General features: G+C 62.9%; 18 protein-coding genes. 3 read left to right on the top strand and 15 right to left on the bottom strand.

Features of this window, described 5'->3' with window-relative positions:
• Positions 1–78 precede the first annotated feature (78 nt).
• Complete coding sequence (locus ACFSNN_RS14550; protein WP_244322791.1) at positions 79–990, top strand: DUF4123 domain-containing protein; 912 nt, start codon at positions 79–81, stop codon at positions 988–990.
• A 55-nt stretch (positions 991–1,045) separates the two neighbouring features.
• On the opposite strand, the gene ACFSNN_RS14545 is transcribed toward ACFSNN_RS14550, so the two are convergent.
• The 8 genes from ACFSNN_RS14545 to ACFSNN_RS14510 form a co-directional block, all read right to left on the bottom strand.
• Positions 1,046–2,323: a dienelactone hydrolase family protein gene (locus ACFSNN_RS14545; RefSeq protein WP_134457278.1), complete on the bottom strand. Its 1,278-nt coding sequence runs from the start codon at positions 2,321–2,323 to the stop codon at positions 1,046–1,048.
• Positions 2,324–2,896: 573 nt separating this feature from the next.
• Positions 2,897–3,346: a YchJ family protein gene (locus ACFSNN_RS14540; protein ID WP_134457277.1), complete on the bottom strand. Its 450-nt coding sequence runs from the start codon at positions 3,344–3,346 to the stop codon at positions 2,897–2,899.
• Positions 3,347–3,352: 6 nt separating this feature from the next.
• A complete protein-coding gene (locus tag ACFSNN_RS14535) occupies positions 3,353–4,483 on the bottom strand; it encodes an acyl-CoA dehydrogenase family protein (protein WP_012431527.1) in 1,131 nt (376 codons plus the stop codon).
• A gap of 27 nt (positions 4,484–4,510) precedes the next feature.
• Positions 4,511–5,188 (bottom strand): SDR family oxidoreductase, encoded by a 678-nt coding sequence (locus tag ACFSNN_RS14530; RefSeq protein ID WP_134457276.1) that lies wholly within the window; start codon positions 5,186–5,188, stop codon positions 4,511–4,513.
• A gap of 48 nt (positions 5,189–5,236) precedes the next feature.
• On the bottom strand, positions 5,237–6,445 hold the full coding sequence (locus ACFSNN_RS14525; protein ID WP_208949489.1) for an acetyl-CoA C-acetyltransferase: 1,209 nt from the start codon (positions 6,443–6,445) through the stop codon (positions 5,237–5,239).
• Complete coding sequence (can, locus tag ACFSNN_RS14520) at positions 6,438–7,214, bottom strand: carbonate dehydratase (RefSeq protein ID WP_134457274.1); 777 nt, start codon at positions 7,212–7,214, stop codon at positions 6,438–6,440. The genes ACFSNN_RS14525 and can overlap by 8 nt, the downstream gene beginning before the upstream one ends.
• Positions 7,215–7,308: 94 nt before the next feature.
• Positions 7,309–9,147, bottom strand: coding sequence for a bifunctional isocitrate dehydrogenase kinase/phosphatase (gene aceK, locus ACFSNN_RS14515; RefSeq protein ID WP_134457273.1), 1,839 nt, complete (start codon positions 9,145–9,147; stop codon positions 7,309–7,311).
• An 85-nt stretch (positions 9,148–9,232) separates the two neighbouring features.
• Positions 9,233–9,637, bottom strand: a complete 405-nt coding sequence (locus tag ACFSNN_RS14510; protein WP_012431532.1) for a MerR family transcriptional regulator — start codon at positions 9,635–9,637, stop codon at positions 9,233–9,235.
• A 187-nt stretch (positions 9,638–9,824) separates the two neighbouring features.
• Here ACFSNN_RS14510 and ACFSNN_RS14505 point away from each other — a divergent pair, with 187 nt between their 5' ends.
• On the top strand, positions 9,825–10,898 hold the full coding sequence (locus ACFSNN_RS14505; protein ID WP_134457272.1) for an MBL fold metallo-hydrolase: 1,074 nt from the start codon (positions 9,825–9,827) through the stop codon (positions 10,896–10,898).
• A gap of 85 nt (positions 10,899–10,983) precedes the next feature.
• On the opposite strand, the gene ACFSNN_RS14500 is transcribed toward ACFSNN_RS14505, so the two are convergent.
• The 6 genes from ACFSNN_RS14500 to argS form a co-directional block, all read right to left on the bottom strand.
• Entirely contained in the window at positions 10,984–12,570 is a 1,587-nt protein-coding gene (locus tag ACFSNN_RS14500; RefSeq protein ID WP_134457271.1) for an ABC transporter substrate-binding protein, read from the bottom strand.
• Positions 12,571–12,837: 267 nt separating this feature from the next.
• Positions 12,838–13,656, bottom strand: coding sequence for a cobalamin-binding protein (locus tag ACFSNN_RS14495; RefSeq protein WP_134457270.1), 819 nt, complete (start codon positions 13,654–13,656; stop codon positions 12,838–12,840).
• A gap of 3 nt (positions 13,657–13,659) precedes the next feature.
• Positions 13,660–14,439, bottom strand: coding sequence for an SDR family oxidoreductase (locus ACFSNN_RS14490; protein ID WP_134457269.1), 780 nt, complete (start codon positions 14,437–14,439; stop codon positions 13,660–13,662).
• Between the two features lie 15 nt (positions 14,440–14,454).
• On the bottom strand, positions 14,455–15,093 hold the full coding sequence (locus ACFSNN_RS14485; protein ID WP_012431539.1) for a thiol:disulfide interchange protein DsbA/DsbL: 639 nt from the start codon (positions 15,091–15,093) through the stop codon (positions 14,455–14,457).
• 171 nt (positions 15,094–15,264) lie between these two features.
• A complete protein-coding gene (locus ACFSNN_RS14480; protein ID WP_134459034.1) occupies positions 15,265–16,089 on the bottom strand; it encodes an SPOR domain-containing protein in 825 nt (274 codons plus the stop codon).
• Positions 16,090–16,150: 61 nt separating this feature from the next.
• Positions 16,151–17,941: an arginine--tRNA ligase gene (gene argS / locus ACFSNN_RS14475; RefSeq protein WP_134457268.1), complete on the bottom strand. Its 1,791-nt coding sequence runs from the start codon at positions 17,939–17,941 to the stop codon at positions 16,151–16,153.
• A gap of 444 nt (positions 17,942–18,385) precedes the next feature.
• On the opposite strand from argS, the gene ACFSNN_RS14470 reads away from it, so the two are divergent.
• Positions 18,386–18,712, top strand: a complete 327-nt coding sequence (locus ACFSNN_RS14470; protein WP_134457267.1) for a DUF1840 domain-containing protein — start codon at positions 18,386–18,388, stop codon at positions 18,710–18,712.
• Between the two features lie 142 nt (positions 18,713–18,854).
• On the opposite strand, the gene ACFSNN_RS14465 is transcribed toward ACFSNN_RS14470, so the two are convergent.
• Positions 18,855–19,064, bottom strand: coding sequence for an acid-shock protein (locus tag ACFSNN_RS14465; protein WP_134457266.1), 210 nt, complete (start codon positions 19,062–19,064; stop codon positions 18,855–18,857).
• Positions 19,065–19,090: the final 26 nt, after the last annotated feature.

The following is a 19,090-nucleotide window of genomic DNA, read 5'->3' as shown; positions in this document are numbered from 1 at the left end:
GCGTCCGAATCGGAACCGCTGAAGGTGGGCAGTATCCAGCAGGCCGCATGGGCGTAACGTAGTCGCGAGAAGAAAGTGATGCAGAGAGTTTCTGGAAAAATGGCACCGCAGATGTTCGGACTCGTCGATGGAGCCGCGTCGCCCGGCAAGATTCAACCTTTGCTCGAACAGTCGAAGAGCGCATTCGTCTCGGTATATGAAGGTCTTCCCGAAGAGCAGGCAGGAGCGGCTTCGCTCTTTCTCGTGCGAATCGACAATCCCATGGCGCCGTGGGCGCATGAACTGGATCAGATCGATCTGCACTCGCCGTGCCTCGTCCTCATCTGGAGCGATGTCGAACTGTCCGATCTCGCCGCGCACCTGCGCGCATTTCTGTTCGCGGATATCGGTGACGGAATGACCGCAATGGTCCGCTATTTCGATCCCCGCAACACGGGTGCCGTATTCCGCGTCTGGGGCGAGCAACTACGCAATATGTTCATGGCGCCGATCGAGCAGCTCAAATATCGCGGACGCAGCGAAGAGTGGCTCACTGTCTCGAACCGGTCGGAAGAAGCGCGGCGCGTGAGCAGGTCTGTCGTCGTCCGGTTCGACCAGCAGGATATCGACGCGCTCACGGCGCACACGGAACCGGACCACTTGATGGCGTCGCTTACCGATCTTGGCTATATCGACGAAGCACGCCCTTACCGTGAACGCTTCCTCGATTTCGAACCTCGCTACCAACGAGCGCTCGACTGGGGACTCGTCGAAACCCGGGACCGGTTGGCGTACTGCGACTTCGCCTATCGATACGGCGACGGCTTCGACCGGGAAGCGAGCATCCGCGACGCGCTCGACGCGCGCCGCCGCAATGCCGAATCGTTTGAAAATGCGATGCACCGCGTGCCGGCACGCGTCTGGCGCGCACTCAAGCACGCCCGCCAGGCTGAGGGTCGCGCGGTTGGATCACAAGACGCCGCGCATGAACAGGCCGCGGCATGGCGCTGAAAATTATGCTCGTGGGTGATTCGACCTAGCACGGCGGCCGGGTGATCACCGGCTCTTACTCGCGGCTGGCAATAGCGCGACGCCCATCGGTACCGCCGCCCGCCGCGCCATTATCAACCGTCTGGGAAGACTGATCGCCCCAAACAACCGCATTATTCACCGCATACAACCGGCAAGGCGCCGAACTCTGCTTCTGGCAATTCGCGACCGCGACCGACATCGGATCATCGCCACCTTCAGCCCAGGACCAGGCCCCCGAGTCAGAAACAGCAAACGCCCGGCTAGGAAACTGATGCAAGAAATTCCGATAGCCATTCCGCCCGGCTTCATCGACAAACGGCACGGCGTCGACCGCATCGACAGCGGCAAACCCGCTCGCCTTCGGCATGGACGGATCCGCTACGCGATACTGCACGCCAGTCGGCATGCCGACCTGCGCGAGGAATGCTTCGACCGCCGGCCACCACACGTGCACGCCATCACGATCCCCGACCAGACGATGCGCGTCGTTCTTGTAGTTGCCGAAATCCACCATCTTCGCGCTCGCGCCGTGCGCGCCATAAGCGGCGTACATGCCGGCCACCAACGGCGCGTTCCAGACCGAATCGTTATCGCCGTACATCCACAGCGACGGCACCTTGGTCTTCTCGCCGTAAGCACCGAATGCACGCGTTAGATTGCCTTGCCAGTCGCTGCACGCGTCCTGCCGCAAGCCACCCGAGAAGTTGATCAATGCCCGCACGCCCGGCGCGGCTTCGGTGCCGTACGCCATCGTTGCAAGACCGCCGTGCGAGGTGCCGGCCACGACAATGTGTTTGGCATCGACATAAGGCTGCTTCGACATGAAATCAATCGTCGCGGCGACGTCGCCGGCCTGGCCGATGCCGTTCTTTTCGACGTCGCAGCCATCCTGCTGATACACGCCGTCCGAGTGGCCGAAACCCTGGCGGTTCGGCGCGACCACCACGTAGCCGCGCCGCACGAATTCGCGCGCGAGCGGCAGCGGGTCGCTGCGTTCCTGCGTGTGTGGATCGCCGGGGATCTTGCCGTGGTTGAAAACGATCATCGGAAACGGGCCAGCGCCGTCCGGTTTGTAGATCGTCGTTTCGAGAGTGACCGTACCGGCTGCGTCGACCGGAACGCGGATGATCTGTTCGTTAAGACCTGCGGTGGGCAGATAGACGTCGTCGTCGAGCGCGATGCGCGGCACGTGTGCGCGGGTCAACGGACCCGCCTGGGTGTCCGCGAGCGGGTCGGCGTGCGCGAGTGCGACAGCGCACGTAGCCGCTGCACAGATCACCGCACACTTCGTCAGAACCTTGCTGAACACCATTCACGCACCTGCCTCAAAAACCTGCCCTGAACACCGTGGTGTCTATCTGTCGAAAGTCATTGCTGACATTTGCCTTTCGGGCAGGTTTTCGACAAACAAAAACACACTCGCGTACGGAGTGCGCCAGAGGCGCACGCACGCTAATCGAGATCGCACGGGATGAACCCAAACGGCCGACGCGACCCCACGCGCCGATGATGAGCGTCACGCCTGCTGCCGAAACCGCCGCCGGAACCACACTGTCTGGTGCCCGGCAGGGCCTCCTGCGCATTTTGCGGAGTTGGTATGGACCGGCTCTCGCAACGTGACGTCATGAAGCTACGGCCTCATCCTGGCACGACAATTTTGTTTTGTGCAATCAAGGAGAACCCGCGCCGCAAAAATTGCCGCGTGCTGTTGGGTCGCGTGAGGCCGGTCGAAGAAGACTTCACGAGTGTTTGGCGCACCGAAGCAATCAGGCGTGGCGCGGCTCGTGTGGCATCGCGCCAACAAAAAAATTGGCCCCGCTATCAGGGCCATATGTGAGCGCGGTGTAAGGACGCTGCGTCGGTTTGTAAGGGGCGGAAAGGGACTTTATTCGCTGACGTCGCCGTCGACGTAGCGCCAGCGGCCGTCATCGCCGCGAACGAAGCGGCTCAACTCGTGCAACCGATGCGCGCGGCCGCCCACCTTGTAGCGTGCGACGAATTCGACCGTCGCATGATCGGCGCCCGTTTCAGCGAACGCCTTGATCTGCAGTCCGAGCCAACGCGGCGCGTCGGGCGCGGCCGGGTCTGCGTCGAGATCGGCGGGGCAGGTATGGGGCGCCCACGTGGCGCGCAGATAGTCCGTTGCGCCCAACACATAAGCGCTATAGCGCGAACGCATCAGTTCCAGCGCCCGTGGCGCCGCTTCGCCGCCGTCGATATAGCGGCCGCAGCATTGCGCGAAGCGCGGCGCTTTGGCACCGCTGCGCTGGTCAGGCGCGGCGCCGCCGCACGGACAGTCGGATGGTCGTTGCATCGACAACAGTTGCTTGTTCATCGGACTTCAGCCAAGACCGCGCGCGATCAAAATTTTCTGGATGTCGCTCGTGCCTTCGTAGATCTGGCAGACACGCACGTCGCGGTAAATCCGCTCGACGGGGAAGTCGCTCAGGTAGCCGTAGCCGCCATGAATCTGCAAGGCGGCCGAACAGATGCGCTCGGCGGCTTCGGACGCGAACAGCTTGGCCATCGCGGCTTCGGTCAGGCACGGTTGGCCGGCGTCTTTCAACGAGGCGGCGTGCCAGATCAGTTGGCGCGCGGCTTCGAGTTGCGTCGCCATATCGGCGAGGCGGAATTGCACGGCCTGGTGCGAAAAGAGCGGCGCACCAAAACTCTCACGCTCCTTCGCATAACTCAACGCCGCTTCGAACGCGGCGCGCGCCATGCCGACGCTTTGCGCCGCGATACCGATACGTCCGCCTTCCAGCCCCGACAACGCAATCCGATAGCCTTCGCCTTCTGCGCCGATTAGATTCGCGGCCGGCACGCGGCAGTCCTCGAAAATGATCTGCGCCGTATCCGACGAATGCTGGCCGAGCTTGTCCTCGACTCGCGCGACAACGTAGCCCTTTGTGTCGGTGGGCACGATGAACGCGCTGATGCCGCGCTTGCCCGCCGCTTTGTCGGTCACGGCCATCACGATCGCGACGTTGCCGTTCTTGCCGCTCGTGATGAACTGTTTGACGCCGTTCAGCACGTACGCATCGCCGTCGCGTGTGGCGGTGGTGCGCAACGCGGATGCGTCGGAACCGGCTTGCGGTTCGGTCAGGCAAAACGCGCCGAGCATCTCGCCGCGCGCGAGCGGCGTCAGCCAGTCGCGTTTCTGCGCGTCGTTGCCATAGGTCAGCAGAATGCTGCACACCGGGCAGTTGTTGACCGAGATAGCCGTCGAGGTGCCACCGTCGCCGGCAGCGATTTCTTCCAGAATCAGCGCGAGCGCCAGCGCGTCCATGCCGGCACCGCCATACGCTTCGGGTACCAGCACGCCGTACGCACCGAGCTCCGCGAGTTGCCGATGCACATCCTTCGGAAAAGTGCGCTCGCGGTCCCACACTGCCGCGTGCGGCGTGATCGCTTCGCGCACGAAGGTGCGCAGCGCATCGCGGACCATCAAGTGATCCTGATCAAGCACCATGAGTGTGTCTCCTTGCCGGCACGTTGCTCACCAGTCGAGCAGCGTGCCGTCGTATTGATAGAAGCGGCCATTGAACTCGTCGCGCGCCGCGGCGGCCTGCGCCAGCACTTCACGCATGCCGGTGACGCTGCGTGCCGGATCGATCGCGGCCTGCGCGCCGCCCATGTCGGTGCGCACCCAGCCCGGATGCAACGAAACGCACGCGGCGCGCTTCGCTTCCAGCGAAGCGAGTTTCAGCGCGTCGTTCAACGCCGCCTTGCTCGCGCGATACAGCCACCCAGTCGTGCCGCTGGCGTCGCCGATGCTGCCCATCTTGCTCGAAATCACCGCGAACACGCCGCCGGCTTCTTCGACGAGCGGTAGCAGGATCGGTATCAGTTGCATCGGTCCGCGCACGTTGGTGTGCATGACGTGGTCGAAGTCTTCGGCGGTGATCGTCTCGATGCCTTCCGTGCGCGGGCCGTACACGCCCGACACCAGGATCGCCGCATCGAGCCGTTCACCGTCGAGCTTCCAGCCGAGCGCGGCGATTTCTTCCGGCGCGCTTACATCGAGTGAAAAAGTTTCGGCGCCGAGTGCCTTCAATGCATCGAGCGCGGCGCCGTCGCGCGCGGTGGCGAGCACGCGCCAGCCGCTCTTCTTGTACTGTCGTGCAAACTCCTGGCCGATGCCGCGCGACGCACCGATGATCAACACTGTCTTCATTGGAATACCTCAGCAAGCCGTCAAAACAGCGCGCTTTAAGAACGCGGGTTAAACCAGTTCGACACCCATCGCCGTCGCTTCGCCGCCGCCGATGCACAGCGTCGCGACGCCGCGCTTCAGTCCACGTTTCTTCAGCGCGCCGATCAGCGTGACCAGAATCCGCGCGCCCGACGCGCCGATCGGATGGCCGAGCGCACAGGCGCCGCCATTCACATTGACCTTCTCGTGCGGCAGATGATGTTCCTTCATGGCCGCCATCGTCACGACGGCAAATGCTTCGTTGACCTCATACAGATCGACTTCATCCGCGCGCCAGCCGTTCTTCTCGAACAGCTTGCGAATTGCGCCGACCGGCGCGGTGGTGAACTTCGCCGGTTCCTGTGCGAAGGTCGAGTGGCCCACCACGCGCGCGATCGGCTCGACGCCGAGACGCCTGGCCGTCGATTCGCGCATCATGACGAGCGCGGCCGCGCCGTCGGAAATCGACGACGAGTTCGCCGCCGTCACCGTGCCGGTTTTGCTGAACGCGGGTTTGAGCGTCGGAATTTTTTCGAGGTTCGCCTTGAACGGCTGCTCATCGCGATCGATGGTGACATCGCCCTTGCGGCTTTCCACCTTTACCGGCGCGATTTCCCAGCTGAACGAACCATCTTCGTTGGCGCGTTTCGCACGGTTGAGCGACTCGACGGCGAACGCGTCCTGCGCCTCGCGCGTGAAATCGAACGACGCCGCGCATTCCTCGGCGAAGGTGCCCATCAGACGGCCTTTTTCGTAGGCGTCTTCGAGGCCGTCGTAGAACATGTGGTCGATCACCTGACCGTGGCCCATGCGCATGCCGCTGCGTGCTTTGGGCAGCAGATAGGGCGCGTTCGTCATGCTCTCCATGCCGCCCGCGACGATCACATCGACGGAGCCCGCCGCGAGCATGTCGTGCGCGAACATCGCCGCGCGCATGCCGGAGCCGCACATCTTGTTCACCGTGGTGCTGCCGGTGGCGAGCGGCAAGCCCGCGCCGAGCGCGGCCTGACGCGCGGGCGCCTGACCGAGGCCGGCGGGCAGCACGCAGCCCATTACCACTTCGTCGATCTGCTCGGGCTTCAGGCCCGCGCGTTTCACGGCCGCTTCGATTGCCACCGAGCCCAACTGCGGCGCTGTCAGCGCGGCGAAGTCGCCTTGAAATGCCGCCATCGGCGTGCGGGCCACGCCCACGATGACGACCGGATCACCTTTTGTCTCACTCATGCTCGTCTCACTCATGTTTAAGCTCCTTGATTACGCCTTCGACGATAGCCGGCACGTCGCCGAGCTGAGCCGCATCGGCGGCGACCACGTCGTTCTCTGCCTTGTGCGGGCCACTAGCTGACACCGCCGCGACGCACTTCTGATAGGTGGCATCGAGCGCACCCGGCTCGCTGACCATCATGCCCAAGTTGCGCACCTTGCCGTCATGCACGCCGTACGCCCATGCGTGCACCGTCAACTCCTGACCGCGCGCCCACGCATCGTTGACGATGGTGGTGCGGCATACGTTCATCACCTGTTCGATCGCGTTCAGTTCGACCAGCCGCCGGTGCCGCACCTCGCCGATCGGCCATTCCTCGATCAGCGCCGCGTGCTTGGTGCGCACGTCCTGCACGTGATGCAGCCAGTTGTCCGCGAGACCCACGCGCCGGCCGTGCAGCGCCGCGCCGACGCCCGAGCAGCCGTAGTGGCCGACCACCATGATGTGCTTGACCTTCAGCAGATCGACGGCGAACTGGATCACCGAGAGACAGTTCAGATCGGTATGCACGACCACGTTGGCGATGTTTCTGTGCACGAACACTTCGCCCGGCGGCAGGCCGATGATCTGGTTGGCCGGCACGCGCGAATCCGAGCAGCCGATCCATAGATACTCGGGCGTCTGCTGGTGTGCGAGGCGCGAGAAATACTCGGGGTCTTCGGACAGCATGCGGGCGACCCACGCTTCGTTGTTGTCGAACAGATGCGAGAGCGGATTGTCAGGAGTTGATGCGTTCGTGTTCATGGTGCGTCTTGGCGGTTGCTCGACCGATTCACCGGTCGATGTCGTTACATAAGATTCGGACGAGGCATCCGAAGATGCGAGCGGCGCGTGAGCTTCACGCCACCCGCACGCTGCGCGCGTCGACTGGCGCATCCGGTTCGGGCGATGCGCGGCCGGCGGCATCGGCGAAGCGTTCCGGATAGCAGTTGCAGAAGCGCGCGCTGACGTCGTACGGGAAAAAGTCGGGCAGTTCGCCTTTTAATAGATGATCCTTGTGCCGCTGCCATAGCGCAGGATCGAAGAAGTCCGCGTGATGCTGCATGAAGGAACGGCGCACGCGTGGGTCGCCGAGCAGAAATGTGCCGTACGTTTCCGGGAAGATGTCGTGCGGGCCGACGGAGTACCACGGTTCGCCCGACATTTCGTCCTCCTCGTTACGCGGCGCCGGCACCGCGCGCACGTTGCAGTCAGTCAGATATTCGATTTCGTCGTAGTCGTAGAACACGACGCGGCCGTGACGCGTCACGCCGAAGTTCTTGTAAAGCATGTCGCCTGGAAAGATGTTCGCCTGCATCAGTTCCTTCACCGCGTTGCCGTATTCCTTGATGCCGTGCTCGACGTCCTCGTCGTTGCCGTTTTGCAGGAAGAGATTGAGCGGCACCATGCGGCGCTCGATATACATGTGGCGAATCACGAGGTTCTCGCCCTCGTATTCGAGCAGCGACGGCACTTCCTTTTCGAGCTCACGCACCAGCGCGTCGTCCAGACGTGAGCGGGGCAACGCCACGCTCGAATATTCGAGCGTGTCGGCCATGCGGCCCAGCCGGTCGTGTCGTTTGACGAGCTGATACTTGCTCTGGATCTGCGCGCGCGTGGTTTCCTTCGGCGGCGGGAAGTTGTCCTTGATCAGCTTGAACACGTAGGGAAACGACGGCAGCGTGAACACCAGCATCACGAGCCCCTTGATGCCGGGCGCGATGATGAACTGGTCGCTCGAATGCGAGAGGTGATGCAGCAGGTCACGATAGAACAGATTCTTGCCCTGCTTCTGCAAACCCACCGACGTATAGATTTCCGCCTTCGGCTTGCCCGGCATGATGGTACCGAGAAACTCGACGTAAGCGGACGGTACTTCCATATCCACCAGGAAGTACGAATGCGAAAAACTGAAAATGATCAGCAGCTGTTCACGCTTGAGCAGCACGGTGTCGAGCGCGAGCACGCCCGGCTTGACATGACGCACGGCGACGGCGAACGGCATCAGCAAATCGCCGTTGATGATCCGTCCGACGATATACGCCGACTTGTTCCGGTAGAACAGCGACGAGAGCACGTGAATCTGGAAATTGGGCGCTTCGTCGAACGCACCGAACGCGTCGTGGATTGCTTGCATCACGCAGCCGACGTCGCGCGTCAGGTCTTCGAACTGCGGCTCCAACTGGAAGTTCGTGACGATGCGTTCGAGCGTGGCCGCGAGTCCGTCTTTGCCGGGATAGTACGCGCGGTAAGTCGGTTTCGCGGCCGGTTCGTCGTTCTCGATGTATTCGGTCGAGATGGCCGGGCGTACGAAAATGAAATCGTTATTGAAGTACGAACGGTGCAGGATCTTGCAGCAGACCGAATTGAAGAACGTTTCCGCGCACTCCGGCTGACGGTGCGTGGTCAACAGGCCGATGTAATGCAGCTTGATCTGCTGCCACACTTCGCTGTCGATTTTTTCCGCGTCGTATTCGTCTTCGAGCAACTCGACGCATTCGTCCACGCGCTCGTCGTACGAAGTGATGCGATCGCGCGCGAGCTTCTGCAGCCCGTGCCAGTCGCCTTTTTCGAAGAGCGTCTTGGCGTGGATCGCGGCGTCGCGAAAGATCCGGTAATGCCGGTCGAACCCTTCGAGCATGGTCTGCGCGAGGTCAAAGCCGATCTGCGACGACAGCAGTTTGGGGAAGTGATTCATGTCGACCGCGCATTCGCCTCATGTCGTGAAGACACCCGTGATTGTATCGTTCGGGTGGACCTGCGACGCATCGCGCCGCGCTTGTTCAAGCCGGTTTGGCTTCGCGCGTGCCGCCTTCCAGCAGCGCGCGCGCCTGTGTTTCGTATTGCGCGAGGTCTTCGAGCGTCGCGTTCAGGTCTTCCAGTTGACGCTCGAGCACTTCGCGGTGACGTGCCACCGTGGCGAGGAACGCGTGCAGCTGCGGCACCGTGTCGGTCGGCGACTCGTACACGTCCAGCAGATCGCGAATCTCCGATAGCGTGAAGCCGAGCCGTTTGCCGCGCAACGTGAGCTTCAGACGCGTTCGGTCGCGGCCCGAATAGACGCGCCGTAAGCCACTCGACCCTTCGCGGCTCGGCGAGAGTAAACCCTGGTCTTCGTAGAAGCGGATGGCGCGCGGCGTAACGTCGAATTCCCGCGCGAGCTCGGTGATCGTGTATTGCGTGTTCATCGGGGCATTCCGTGGCCGGGCAGAAAATCGGATTGGACGATAGAATCGACGTTTACGTTATCGTCAACTTGAGTTGAACGCAACCAGGCGCAGTACGGCAGCGATACGTCACTCGCGCGCCGCAACCACGCCGACCGGCATCGCACACCTCGCCATGCCGGACGGCCGACGGAGGAAGACACCCACAATGAATGCACTCGAACATCAACTCGACTACCCGTTCGGCGACACCTTGCCGGAAGCGGGCCGTGCGATGGAGGTCGCGCCAGGCGTGTTCTGGCTGCGCATGCCGCTGCCTTTCGCGCTGGATCACATCAACCTCTGGCTGCTACGCGACGAGATCGACGGACAGCAGGGTTGGACGGTAGTCGACTGCGGCATTACTTCGGACACGATCAAGGAGAACTGGGAGAAAGTGTTCGACTCGGTGCTCGACGGTCTGCCGGTGCTGCGCGTGATCGTCACGCATTGCCATCCCGATCACATCGGCCTCGCGCACTGGATTTGCGCGGGCGGCGACAAAAAGCGCTGGGACGTGCGGCTATGGATGACGCTCGGCGAATACATGCAGGCCCGCGTCATGGCTGCCGGCGACGGTTCGAATGCGGGCGGCGAGGGCGCGGCGCGGCACTTTGCGCGGCACGGCGTGACCGATGAGGAGTCGCTCGAGAAACTGCGCAATCGCAAGAGCTATTACGCGAGCCTTGTGCCGGCGATTCCGGGGCAGTATCGCCGTCTGCGTGAAGCCGACGAAGTGAAGATCGGCGGCAAGACGTGGCATGTGGTGACCGGCTTCGGCCATTCGCCGGAACACTGCGCGTTGTTCTGCGAAGAGACCGGCGTGCTGATTTCCGGCGACATGGTGCTGCCACGTATCTCGACCAACGTGTCGGTGTTCGATATGGAGCCGGAAGGCTCGCCGCTCGCGCTGTATCTGGAGTCGCTCAGCCGTTACGAGACGATGCCTGAGGACACGCTCGTGCTGCCGTCGCATGGCAAGCCGTTTCGCGGCGTGCGCACGCGGATCCGGCAATTGCGCGAGCATCATGACGCGCGGCTTGCCGAAGTGCGCGAGGCGTGCGCGGAGAAGCCGCAGAGCGCCGCGGATATCGTGCCGCTCATGTTCAAACGGCAGCTCGATATCCATCAGATGACGTTCGCGATGGGAGAGGCGCTGGCGCACTTGCATCTGCTGTGGCTTGCGGGTGAATTGAAGCGTAAGCAGGATGCGGATGGAGTGATTCGATTTTCGCCGGTGTGATCGAGGCGGTGTGGCGATAAAAAAAGCCCGGTGCTTTCGCAACCGGGCTTTCTTTCGCATGCAACACGTTCAAACGCGAACGCGATTACTGCACAGACACCGCCCCGAAGTTCTGCCGCCCAAACGGGCTCACGTGATAACCGCTCACATTCGTGCGAGTGATCGCCGCCGCGGTCGGATACCCGAGCGGAATCCACAGCGCCTGATCGTGAATGATCTGTTGGGCCTGCTCATACGCCTTCGCGCGCTTGGCCTGATCCGGCGTTGCCTTGCCATCGGCGATGAGCTTGTCCAGATCCTGATCGCAGAACCGCGCGAAGTTGATCCCCGACTTCACCGCGTTGCAACTGAATAGCGGCGACAGGTAGTTGTCCGGATCGCCGTTGTCGCCGGCCCAGCCCATGAAGAGCGAATCATGCTGGCCCTGCTTGGCCTGCTTGATCAACTCGCCCCATTCGATCACCTTCACGTCGGCCTTCACGCCGATCTTCGCGAAGTCGGCCTGCAGCAATTCGGCACCGGCCTTCGGGTTCGGATTCAGCACGCTGCCGTTCGGCCGCACCCAGATCGTCGTTTCGAAACCGTTCGGATAGCCCGCGTCGGCGAGCAGCTTCTTCGCCTTCGCCGGGTCGTACGGCCATCCCTTCACGGCCTTGTCGTAGCTCCACGTGTTCGGCGGATACGGATTCACAGCCGGCGTCGCCGTGTTGTCGAACACGGTCTTCAGATAGGTGGTGCGGTCGAACGCCATGTTCAGCGCGGCGCGCACCTTCTGGTTGTCGAGCGGCTTCTTCTGCGTGTTCAACGCGACGAACGCCGTCATGAACGCGGGCGTCTGCACAATGGCGAGCGATTTGTCCGTCTTGGCGTCGGCGAGATCCTGCGGCTTCGGCGACAAAGCGATCTGGCATTCGCCGGCCTTCACTTTCTGCGCCCGTACCGTGGCGTCCGGCGTGATCGCGTAGATCAGGCGGTCGATCTTCGGCTTCGGGCCCCAGTAGGTCGGGTTCACGTCGTAGCGAATCACCGCGTCTTTCGTATAGCTCTTCAGCTCGAACGGACCGGTGCCGATCGGCTTCGAGTTCAGATCGGCCTGCTTGCCGGCCTTGAGCAACTGGTCGGCGTATTCGGCCGAATAGATCGAGGCGAAACCCATGGTCAGGATCGACACGAAGGTCGCGTCGGGGGCGTTCAGTTCGAACTTGACGGTGTTGTCGTCGACCTTGCTGATCGACTTGATGAGCTTCGGCAGCCCCATCGACTGCGCATGCGGGAAGCCGCTCGCGCCCGCCACCTTGTGCCACGGATTGCCGTCGTTGAGCATGCGGTCGAATGTGAAGACGACGTCGTCGGCATTCAGCGCGCGAGTGGGCTTGAAGTAGTCGGTGGTCTGGAACTGCACGTTCGGGCGCAGATGGAATGTGTAGGTGAGGCCGTCGGCGCTCACGTCCCACTTGTCGGCCAGCGCCGGCACTATTTTCTTCGCGGCCTCGTCGTACGAGACCAGCGAATTGAAGATGACGTCGGCCGACGCGTTGGTCGTGACGAGTGAATTGAACTGCACGACATCGAAACCGTCGGGGCTCGACTCGGTACAGACGGTCAGCGGTTTGGCGAGCACGAGCGCGGGCGCCGTGAACAGTACGGCGGCTGCGAGCAGTTTGAAGCGCATAGGATCTCCCATAACAAGCGCAGTCAGGCAGTGCGTCTGGTTGTGTGGTTATGTTCCGTTGACGAAGGACGGGCGGCCTTGCGGCGTAGCCGTCGTCTTTATTGTGATACGTTTCCGGCGCCGGCGCATGGGTCGACGAATAGCGCCGACGCGGGCGCGGGCCTTCGCGAAAGCTTATCGAAGGGTGGTTGCGACGACAACAACATAATCCGCATATTCATATGGCGGGTGCCGGCCAGGTTTTAGGTGCGCTGTCCCTGCACGCGCTCAGGGCGCTGCAGCGCGCCGCAGCAGGTAAGCGATGCCTTCGATCGCGCGCACGCCGTACCACGACACCATTTCCCCATCGATCAACTCGATGCGCTTGCCGGCCAATCGCGGATCGCGTTTCAGCGCGTCGCAATGGACCTGCGTGAAACGGTACGGCTCGCTTGAGAGCAGGATCCGGTCGACCTGGGCAAGCCACGGCGCGGTGTCGAAGTCGAGCGTTGGGTAACGCGCGGCGCCTGCCGCGCCGCCTCGCACGTCCGGCAGTGTGCGCCAGTTCACTAGCCGCAGCATGGTCGAGATATAGGTGTCGCGCGCGACGGTCATCCACGGCTCGCGCCAGATGAGATACAGCACGTTTTGCGGAGCGAACGTGTGCGCCGCCGCTTCGTGCAGGCGGCCTTCGAGCGCTTCGCTCAGGCGTTGCGCTTGCTGTGCACGATCGAAGATCGCGCCCAGCAGCGCATAGAGCGCCAGATTATCCCGCGGCGTTTGAGGGTGCGTCACGACGATATGCGGCACGAACGCGCGCAATTGCTCGACGGTATCGCGCTCGTTTTCGTCGATATTGACAATTAGATGAGAGGGGCGCAACGCACGAATGGCGTCGAGATTCACGGCCTTGGTGCCGCCGACCTTGCGGACCTGCTGCACCTTGTCGTGGGGATGCACGCAAAAACCGGTGCGGCCGACTATCTGCCTCTCGAGACCAAGCACAAAGAGCAATTCAGTGATGCTCGGCACCAGCGAAACGATACGCGCCGTGGCGCCTGCTGGTTCGTGCGCGACGCCGGCTGCATCGACCGCACGGGATTGCATGCCTTACTCGGCTTCGGCGGCGGCGCGCGGCTTGCGCGGCGCGCGCTCGAAAGCGCGGTCGTACAGCCAGCGCGGCAGCACGTGCAGCAGCATGGCCACCACGCGCATTTGCCAGGGAAACACCGCGAACGCCGTTTGACGTTCGATCGCCTGCGCCACCTTGACCGCGAAACGGTCGGCGTCCATCAGGAACGGCATGGTGTACGGGTTGTGCTCGGTCATCGGCGTGCGGATGTAGCCGGGCGCAATCGTGACCACGCCGACATCATGCGGCCGCATTTCGACGCGCAACGCTTCCAGATACTTGAGCGCCGCCGATTTCGACGCGCTGTACGCGCCGGAGCCCGGCAAACCGCGCACACTGGCGACGCTCGCAATACCCACCAGCGTGCCGCGTTTCGTGGCGACCATCGCGGCGGCGAACGGCTCGAAGGTGGCGACCATGCCGAAGTAGTTGATGTCCATCACTTCGCGGAAGGTGCGCAGGTCGCCGTGACCGGTGACCGCGCCGCGGCTGATGCCCGCGTTGGCGATCACGACATCCGGCAAACCGTGCCGCGCGATGAACTGCGCGGCCGCGTCGGAGAGCGCTTCGGCGTCGCGTACGTCGACGGAATAGATGGAGACGGTGTTCTGCGGATGAGACTGCTGGAAGGCGGCGAGGGCGTCGCCACGGCGGGCAACCAGGCCGAGAATCGCACCGCGCCGCGCATATTCGGCGGCGAGCGCGAGGCCTATGCCACTCGAGGCGCCGGTAATGAAAACCTTCAGGGGTAAACTCATTCCGGCGCCTCGGCTTTACATCTTCTTGGCGCGGACCTGGGCGACCAGGTAGTCCAGCACCTGGATCGTGCCCGGCAGGCTGTTGGTGGCAGCCGGGCCGGTTTCATACTTGCCCTGCACGGCCAGCGTCGGCACGCCGTCGATCTTGTAGTCGTCCAGCAGCTTCTTGTCCTTCTGCAGCGCGCTTTGCGTCGAGAACGAGTTGTACGCGTCCATGTACTTCTTCGGATCGACACCGTTCTTCGCGAGGAATTTGGCCTGATCTTCCGGCGTCAGCAGGTAGTCCTTGTTGACGTGGATTTCGTTGAAGACTTTCGGCGTGAGCTGCGTGGCGAGGCCGAGCGCGTCGAGCGCGTGATACATCTTGGAATGCGGAATGAAGTCGTCGCGGAAGGCGACCGGCACGCGCTTGAACACCACGTCCGGACCTTGCTTCTTCACCCACGCTTCGAGGTACGGGTTGAATTCATTGCAGTGCGGGCAGCCGTACCAGAAGAATTCGGTGACCTCGATCTTGCCGGCGGGCACGTCGGTGGGCTGCGCGGTGGGTAGCACGGTGAAATCCTTGCCCGACACCGGCGCGGTGGGCGATGCCTGTGCCGAGGCGGCAACGAGGCCCAGCGAGAGGAACAGGATGCTCAGCAGTTTCTTCATGTTGTGTTGACCCAAGTAAGCGTAAAGCGGTGGCGCCACGCAAATGCCCGTCACCGTCTTCAAGATTCGGCGTTGAACGGTTTGAACCGTCCATCGTGCTTGTGACACGCGCCGCACGCCGATAGTTCGGCGGCGGCGCGTTCGGCAAATCACCGTATATTTATTGTTGGATTATTGCTTCGTGAAACGGATCACTGCGGTATCCACGCCTGCGTCCGACAAACGCTGACGGCTCGAATTCATGTCTTCGAACTTCGAGAACGGCCCGATACGCACGCGGTAATACGTAACGCCGCCGGCGTCGCGCTGCGTGACTTTCGATTCGAAGCCCTGGAAGGCGAGACGCGCGCGCTGCTGTTCGGCATCCGCCGAAGTCTTGTACGCGCCCACTTGCAGGAAGTAGCCGGTGTTCGCATCGCCTGGCGCAGGCGCTGCGCCCGAACCGGGCTTGGCGTTGGCGGCCGTGGACGACGTGCTCTTCGGCGCGGAACCTGCCGCGGTAGCGGTCGGCGCGCTGGAGGCTTGCGGCTTCTTCGCCGGCGTGGTGGCCGTGCCGTTGCCGTTATCCTGCGCGGGCTTCGGCGCGACCGCCGTGCCGTTCGCACTGCCGTTGTTGCCGCTGTTTCCGTTAGCCGGCGGCACTTCGACGATCTGCGGTTCTTCCAGCATGCCCGACTGCGTCTGCGAATTGGTCTGGCCCGGCGCGGTGTTCGGCGGCGCGGGTTGCGCGGCTTGCGGCACCGGCTGACCCGGCGTCTTGCCTTGCAGCGGACGGTTCGGATCGTATTGCGGCTGAGTCGCGCCGGAATCCGACGCCGCGGGCGGCGCCACCTTCGAGACAAAGGGCGTAGGCGCACGGGTGATATACAGCGCAACCACTACCGCGATCGCAAGGCCGACAATCAGGCCTAGCACGATGCCGAGAAAAGTCCCCCCGGTTTGTTTCGATTGCTTTGTTGTGCGGCGTGGTTTTGCCATCGTATGAATCACCTGCAAAAAGAATCCTGGAACGGCCATCGATTATAACGACGGCCGCATGCATGTTGCGCTGGAGGACTTACATCTTGACGGGAGCGGAGACGCCGATCGTCGCGAGACCGTTGGCCAGCACTTGACGCGTGGCCGCGAGCAGCGCGACGCGTGCATTGCGCTCGGCCGCATCGTCGACCAGCACGCGTTCGGCACGGTCATTGTAGAACGAGTGGAATTCCCCGGCGAGGTCGCGCAGATAGAACGCGACCGCGTGCGGCGCGAGTTCGTCGGCGGCGTGCTGCAGCATGTCCGGGAATTCGGCGAGCTTGTTGAGCAATGCCATGGCGCGTTCGCTGGTGAGCGGAGAGACGTCCACGTCCGCCAGCGTGCTTTCGTCCGTGCTGTAGCGCGCCTTGCACTCGGCGATGACTGAGCAGATCCGCGCGTGTGCGTACTGCACGTAATGCACCGGATTCTCGTCGTTCTGCTTCAGCGCGAGGTCGATGTCGAACACGAATTCCGTATCCGCCTTACGCGAGATCAGGAAAAAGCGCACGGCGTCGCGGCCACGGCGAATCGTTTCCTCGTCGATCAGATCGACGGCGGCTTCCGAACCCGGCGTCGCGCCGCCCGACCATTCGATCAGGTCGCGCACCGTCACGTAGCTGCCCGCGCGCTTGGAGATTTTCACCTCTTCGCCGTTGCGCATGACTGTGACCATCTTGTGCAGGATGTAGTCGGGATAGCCCTTCGGAATGCCGACGCCGAGACCTTGCAGGCCGGCGCGCACCCGCGCGATCGTGCCGTGGTGGTCCGAACCCTGAACGTTGATGACCTTGGTGAAGCCGCGCTCCCACTTGGCGACGTGATAGGCGACGTCCGGCACGAAGTACGTGTAGGTGCCGTCGGTCTTGCGCATCACGCGGTCTTTGTCGTCGCCGTCGTCGGTGGTGCGCAGCCACAGCGCGCCTTCCTGTTCGTAGGTCTTGCCGGCGGCGATCAACGCCTCGACGGTCTTTTCGACCCGGCCTTCCTTGTACAGCGACGATTCCAGATAGTACTGGTCGAACTTCACGCCGAACGCCTGCAAGTCCATGTCCTGCTCGCGGCGCAGATACGCCACGGCGAAGCGGCGGATCGCTTCGAGGTCTTCGACATCGCGCGCGCCGGTGACCGGCTCGCCGTCGCTCGCGGCCACGGTGACGCCGTTCAGATAGTCTCGCGCGATCTCGGCGATGTACTCGCCGTTGTACGCCGAAGCCGGCCAGCCTGCGTCGCCGGGAGCGAGGCCGCGTGCGCGTGCCTGAGTCGACAGCGCCAGCGTCTGGATCTGCACGCCGGCGTCGTTGTAGTAGAACTCGCGATGCACGTCATAGCCTTGGCTAGCCAGCACGTTCGAGAGCGCATCGCCGAGCGCGGCCTGCCGGCCGTGGCCGACGTGCAGCGGGCCGGTCGGGTTGGCCGAGACGAATTCGATCAGCACATGCTTGCCGGCGTCGCGTTGCGAGCGGCCGAAAGCCTCTTTCTCGGCGAACACGGCGGCGATCACCGCCTGTTTCGCAGCGGCCGCGAGGCGCAGGTTGATGAAGCCGGGGCCGGCCACTTCAGCGGCTTCGACGAGGCCTTGGGCCTGCGGCTGCGCGAGCAGTGCGTCGACAATCTGTTGCGCCAGCTGGCGCGGATTGGCGCGCAGCGGCTTGGCGAGTTGCATCGCCACGTTGCACGCGACGTCGCCGTGCGCGGCGACCTTGGGGCGCTCCAGCGTGATGGTGGGCGACACGAACGCGGCTTCGCTCGCGCCTTGCGAGGCGGTCGCGACCTGCTTCACTGTTTCGGCGAGCAGGGTTTCGAGAGTTTGTTTATGTGCAGGCAGCATGCTTGTTGCGAGTCCAGTGAGGCAATCCGGTGATGCAGGAGAGGCGCCGGCCGCGCGCGAGGCGCAACCGGTTCGTCAGAAGCGTGGAAAGCGGCATGCAGTTTCCAAAGCGCGGCGAGCAATGCGCGCGGTATCGGGCACGTTGCCTGCAACACATTGAATGCGGTGCAGGCGGCCTGCCGTGGCGTTGACTGCTTGCGGCAGGTCGCGGCGGTACGCGGGTTGTGCTCAACCGGCCAGCCACGTTACCCGCCGTCCGCCGCGCGGTGCATTGCGGCACGCTTTTCCGTCCAGACGGATTTTAGCAGGTGCTAATATGTTCAATGAGATGCCCAACAAGGGCCGTGGCCGCTGCGCTTCATCGGCGAGCCAACGTAGTGCGCGTCGGCGGCCACCTTTGAACCGCTCGCGCGCCAATCCAACATAACGAAAAAGGGAACAGTCATGTTGATTACTTTCAAATGCCGCGCCAGCCCGGATGTGATGATGCTGGAAAATCTCGCCCAGTATCTCGTCGGTATCGTCGGCAAGCGGCTGGGTGAACGTGGCGTCATCACTCACGACGAAACGGGCCCGGCTATCGAAAAACTCGAGGCGGCAATTACCTTCGACAAGCAGGAACGCGCCGAGCACGACGGCCATTTCCACGAAGGCGAAGACGGCCACGAGCATCACGAAATTCCGCCGGGGCTCGCGCAGCGCGCGTATCCGTTCCTCGACATGCTGCGCGCGGCGCAGAAGGAAAACGCGGATATCGTCTGGGGTCTGTGATCCCACGTTGAACCGCTGTGCGCGGCGTTTGAAAGAGCCGTGGCAACCAGCGGCGCGAAACCTTGCGCACCAATGAAAAGAGCCCGCTTATGCGGGCTCTTTGTCGTTCAGAGATCCAGCCCAACCGGTGCTGCCTTGCTGCTTACTGGCTCGCGGCGTCCGCCGGCGCGGCTGCGGGAGCCGACGCACCCTTCTTCGCTTTCTGTTTCTTCGGTTTCTTGACGTGTTTCACCGTGGGCGGCGAATACGAACTGACCGAGCTGGAACCGCCAGGTGCGGCGGGCTGGGCCAGCGCCGCGGTGGCGCCGAGGGCAAGCGACAAAGCGGTCAACAACAGCGTCAGCTTCTTCATACGATTTTCTCCGTTGACGATTGCAA

This window comes from Paraburkholderia dipogonis, from assembly GCF_042680985.1.
Taxonomy (GTDB): Bacteria; Pseudomonadota; Gammaproteobacteria; order Burkholderiales; family Burkholderiaceae; genus Paraburkholderia; species Paraburkholderia phytofirmans.
Note: the sequence above shows the minus strand (reverse complement) of the source record. Positions and strands in the feature narration are given on the sequence as shown.